Annotated in this window: 4 protein-coding genes; 2 read left to right on the top strand and 2 right to left on the bottom strand. The window is 70.8% G+C overall.

Features of this window, described 5'->3' with window-relative positions:
* Nucleotides 1–28 precede the first annotated feature (28 nt).
* Nucleotides 29–1480 (top strand): amino acid permease, encoded by a 1452-nt coding sequence (locus tag AOK15_RS35705; protein ID WP_055522559.1) that lies wholly within the window; start codon nt 29–31, stop codon nt 1478–1480.
* A gap of 10 nt (nt 1481–1490) precedes the next feature.
* Here the strand turns inward: AOK15_RS35705 and AOK15_RS35700 are convergent, their stop codons facing one another.
* On the bottom strand, nt 1491–2036 hold the full coding sequence (locus AOK15_RS35700; protein WP_055522557.1) for a GNAT family N-acetyltransferase: 546 nt from the start codon (nt 2034–2036) through the stop codon (nt 1491–1493).
* Between the two features lie 140 nt (nt 2037–2176).
* On the opposite strand from AOK15_RS35700, the gene AOK15_RS35695 reads away from it, so the two are divergent.
* Complete coding sequence (locus AOK15_RS35695) at nt 2177–2581, top strand: RidA family protein (protein ID WP_055522554.1); 405 nt, start codon at nt 2177–2179, stop codon at nt 2579–2581.
* 7 nt (nt 2582–2588) lie between these two features.
* Here the strand turns inward: AOK15_RS35695 and AOK15_RS35690 are convergent, their stop codons facing one another.
* Nucleotides 2589–4703 (bottom strand): hypothetical protein, encoded by a 2115-nt coding sequence (locus AOK15_RS35690; RefSeq protein ID WP_055522552.1) that lies wholly within the window; start codon nt 4701–4703, stop codon nt 2589–2591.
* Nucleotides 4704–4940 lie beyond the last annotated feature (237 nt).

Genomic DNA, 4940 nt, shown 5'->3' with positions numbered 1-4940 from the left:
CACCCCTCCCCATCCCCAGGGAACCGCCATGAGCAGCACGAGCACCCCCGAGGCCGCAGAGCCCGAGCCGTCCCCGGCCGCCGGGCCCGAAGCGGGCGACTCCGCCGCCCGGACCGCCGACGCCGGTGCCGCGCCGGCCACCGCCCTGGCACCCGCCGGCCGCAAGTTCGGTCTCGCCGCGGCCACCGCCCTCGTCATGGGCAACATCATCGGCGGCGGCATCTTCACGCTCCCCGCCGCCGTCGCCCCGTACGGCACGGTGAGCCTGGTCGCGTTCGTCGTCCTCTCCGTGGCGGCCGTGCTGCTGGCCCTGCTGTTCGGGAGGCTGGCCCGGCGCAGCCCGGTCACCGGCGGTCTCTACGTCTACCCGCGCGACGCCTTCGGCCCCTTCGCGGGCTTCCTGTCGGCGTGGTCGTACTGGACGATGTGCTGGGTCAGCATCGCGGCCCTCGCCGTCGGCGTCGTCGGCTACGTCGACGTGCTGATACCCCTGGGCGACGGCAAGGTCGTCCTCGCCCTGGTGGCCCTGGCCGCGCTGTGGCTGCCGGCCGCCGCGAACTTCGCGGGCACCCGCTACGTCGGCGCGGTGCAGGTCGTCTCGACCGTCCTGAAGTTCGTGCCGCTGCTGCTGGTCGCCACGATCGGTCTGTTCTTCATCGACACCGACAACTACGGCCCGTTCAACGCCTCCGGGGAGAGCGTCCCCGGCGCGATCGCCGCCTCCGCCGCCCTGCTCCTGTACAGCTTCCTCGGCGTCGAGTCGGCCGCCGTGAGCGCCGGCGAGGTCCGCGACCCCGAGCGCACCGTGGGACGCGCCAGCGTTCTCGGCACCGTCGCCTCCGCCGTGGTCTACATCCTCGGTACGGTCGCCGTCTTCGGTCTCGTCCCGCACAAGGAACTGATCGAGTCGGGCGCCCCGTTCGCCGACGCCGTGGACTCGATCGCGGGCGGCAGCTGGGGCGGCACCGTGATCTCGCTGGTCGCCGTCGCCTCGATCGTCGGCTGCCTCAACGGCTGGATCCTGCTGAGCGCGCAGATGCCGTACGCCGCCGCCCGCGACGGTCTCTTCCCGAAGCCGTTCGCCCGGCTCGGCAAGGGAGGGGTGCCCGGCTTCGGCGTCCTCGCCACAGCGGTCCTCGGCACGATCCTCATCGTCGTGAACTACGCGGACGACCCGGACACCGCGTTCCGTGTGCTCGTCCTCATCACCACGTTCACCGGCTGTGTCCCGTACCTGCTCTCGGCCGCCGCCCAGCTGTACTGGCTGGCCCGCGGCACCCGCGAGCGCGTGCGCCCCGCCGGCCTGGTCCGCGACCTGATCGTCGCCGGCCTCTCCTTCGCCTTCTCCTTCTGGCTGATCGCCGGCGCCGGCTACGCGGCCGTCTACCAGGGCGCCCTGTTCCTCTTCGCGGGCATCCCGGTCTACGTGTGGCTGCGAGGACGGCAGGAGACGCCCGAGGACGCGGACACCGTCGCCTAGTGCCGCGGCACTAGGCTCGGGCGGCTGCGTCCCGCGCACCCCATTCCTCCTCCAGCACGCTGAACACCAGGGAGTCCCGCCAGCCGTCCCGGATTCGCGCGGTGTGGCGCAGATGGCCCTCGTAGGTCATGCCGAGCTTGCTCAACACGCGGGACGAGCCGGTGTTCCGCGGGTCACAGGTGGCGTGGATCCGGTGCAGCCCCAACTCGGCGAAGCCGTACGCGAGAAGGAGGCGGCCGATCTCCGTGCCGATGCCCCTGCCCCACACCCGCGGATGCACGACGTAGGAGATCTCGCCCTGGCCGTGCTTGCGGTTGCGGATGTGCAGTTCGCCCATCCCCACGACGTCGTCACCCAGGCGCGCCACATGGGCGAACCTGAGCCGGGGCGTGCTCGACCAGGCCCCGGCCGCCGCCGTCACGAAGGCGCGTGTCTCTTCCTCCGTGTTGGGACCCCAGGGCTGGAAACGGCAGGCCTCCGGCAGGCCGGCCCACGTGTGGACGGCCTGCCAGTCCTCCGGCGTGATCCTGGTCAGGGTCACCGACTGCTCGCTCATGGGCCGATCCTGCCAACTGTGCGCGCAGAGAACACACCTCCTTCGCTGCCGGACACGTGTCGTCCGGACGAAACGCTAACTTCGGCCGTCGAGGGGCCGGTTCGCATCCGACGGTCCCGCACCGTTCCAGGGAGTGAGTCATGAGTTCTCAGGCGGAGGCATTCGGTTTCGGCATGCCGTGGGAGGCGCTGTACGGGTACAGCCAGGCCCTGCAGGTCGGTGACACCGTCTACGTGTCGGGGCAGCTGTCCCACGACCGTGACGGGACCTTCGTGGGTGCGGACGACTTCGAAACGCAGGTCCGCACCACGTTGGAGAACCTCGACCTGGTGCTGAAGCAGTTCGGGGCCGAGCGGAGCCAGATCGTGGAGACCACGGTGTTGGTGAGGAACCTGCGGGAGAACTTCGACACGACGGCGCGGCTGCACGCCGAGTACTTCGGGGGGCACCGGCCCACCAGCACGGTCATGGGCGTCGCCGACCTGGCGCTGCCGGACCAGCTCGTGGAGATCGGTGCGCTCGTGCGACTCGACGTGCAGCCGTAGGCCGGGCTCAGCCCGTCGCCGCGTGGCGGCCGCCTCCCCGTCGGCGGTTCCTGCCGCGGCGCCTGCTCATCGGTACGGCGAGGGCGCAGAGCAGACCGACGGCCAGGGCGTACGGCCACCAGCTGAACCCGCTGTCGGCCGAGGCGCTCGTGTTCAGGGTGTCGGGGCCCTGTGGGGCCGTACCGGTGTCCGCCGCGGACCTGGTCTTCGGCGACGCGGACGCCTTCGCCGCCGTCAGCACGACGTCGTTGCCGTCGCCACCCCGGTAGCTGATCCGGTAGGTGTTGTCGGCCAGCTTCACCTTCGCGCCCTCGCGCAGACCCTTGAACGTGCCGGTGACGCCGCCCTTGCCGGTGTGGTCGATCACGGTGACCATCTCGCCGGGGCCGCCGACGGCGCCGAGGGCCGCGAAGTCCAGCTCGCCCGCCAGCCGTACCGCCCCGGACACCTTCAACGGCCGCTCGCGCAGCACCAGTCGGCCCCGCCCGGTCTGGGTGTAGCCGCCGGTCACCCGCAGGCCCGCCACGACCGCGCCGGCGTTGGTCACGGAGCCCCGCACCGTGCCCTTGCCGGAGAGGGAGCGGTTCACCGTCAGCCCGGCCGTGCCCACGTCGAGCCGTGCGCCCGCCGTGGTGAGCCGGATCCCCTTGCTGCGCGCCAGGGTGGCACCCGAGCGGAGCGCGAGCGTGCCCTTGGTGACGGTCGTCAGCCCCGTGTACGTCACTCCGCTGCCCGTCAGCGTCGTCGTCGCGGCGCCGGACTGGGTGAACGAGCCGCGGCCGGCGATCCTGGACAGCGTCACGGGCTTGGCGACGTTCCGGACGATCAGCGCGCCGTCGTCGACGACCTTGTACAGGTCGCCCTTGGTGTACAGCCCGCCGTCGCCGCCCCGCTTTCCGCTGCCCAGCCGCAGCACCGCGTTCTTCTGGATCGTCGTCGAGCCGTTGTAGTACTGGACGGCGGCGAAGGTGACGTCGTTGCCCTTCGTGCCCTTGATGACGATGTCCCCCGCGCCGGGCGCGGACAGGGTGTCGTGGAACCTGCCGCCGCCGATGGGGGCACCCAGGGTGACCGGGCCGTTGTAGTCGAAGGTCAGCAGCGAGCGGGAGCGGGCGGCGAGGAGGTTGATGTAGACCGTCTCGGCGGTGCCCGGCATGAAGATCTTGTTCGTGGTGCCGTCGCCCCACTGGACGTTGGCGCCCTTGATGTTGGTGCCGCGCTTGTTGACGTTCTTCCGCGCGGGCGTCCAGTTCAGGGCGGGGTCACTGAGCGAGGGGTTGGTGTCCCCGCCCTGGTTCGACCAGCTGTACTGGCCCGTGAGGATCACCTTGCTGCCGGGCCGGGACTGGACGTTGATGTCGCTGCCGTACTCGCGCTGGTAGAAGTCCATGCCCTGAGTGACGGTCTGCCCCAGGGGTGTGTCCACCGTCCAGGTGCCCTGGTTGAGGATCTTGCGTACGCCGGGGAGCGAGGTCGCGTACTCCGGGGCGCCCGCGTTGAGCTGCGTCCCGTTGTCGATGACACCGGTGAACGGGTGGGTGCCCGACAGGTCCCAGGTGGCCCAGAGGAACCTCGGCTGGCTGATCAGCCCCGAGCCGCTGATGGTGCCCAGGTTGTACTGGACGTCCTTCAACGCCAGCCGCAGGGTGCCGTCGACCCTGATGTTGTCCTGGTTGAGCCGGAACGCCGGCGTGTTGTACGGGAAGTTCCCGATCAGCCCGGTCCGGCCGCCGTTCCCGTACTGGAGGGTCGCGCCCCTCGCGACGGTCACGGCCGGCGGGTCGGGGTTCGTGACCGTGACGTACGGGTGGTTGCCGCCGAGCGTCTTGACGACCTGCCGCTGCCGGGACTTGGGCAGGGTGAACTCGCTGTCCCTGGTGAGGATCAGGGTCCCGGTGCCCCGCACGGTGAGCGTCCCGGTGCCGCTGAACGTCCCGTCGTAGGTCGTCTTCCCCGGTGGCACGGTCACGACCGTGTCGCCGTCGAGCCGGACGTCCCGGCCCGCCAGCACGTCGGCGGTCGCATCACGGGGGGCGGCGGTCGCGGTCGGGGCACCGAGCATCAGGGCGGTGACCGCCAGGGCTCCGGCGGTTGCCGCTGTCTTGTGGATATGGCTACGCACGCCTTCGGAGACGGCGGGGACGCCACCCGATAACAGAAATCCGCGCCCGCCCCGCGAACAGAGCACCGAGGAGCGATGGAAATCGCTTTCTCCCATCTCGTCGGACCCGTTGACCTCCCGAGGGCGCGCCCTTACCTTTTCGCCGTTCGGAGTGACTGATCTTGTGCGATATGCCGAACGATTCTGTTCCTTTCTGTGCCGCCTCGCACGCTCCGACGCCGCCCCACGCCCCCCCAC

Origin of the sequence: Streptomyces ossamyceticus (assembly GCF_001418475.1) — a bacterium.
GTDB lineage: Bacteria > Actinomycetota > Actinomycetes > Streptomycetales > Streptomycetaceae > Streptomyces > Streptomyces ossamyceticus.
Note: the sequence above shows the minus strand (reverse complement) of the source record. Positions and strands in the feature narration are given on the sequence as shown.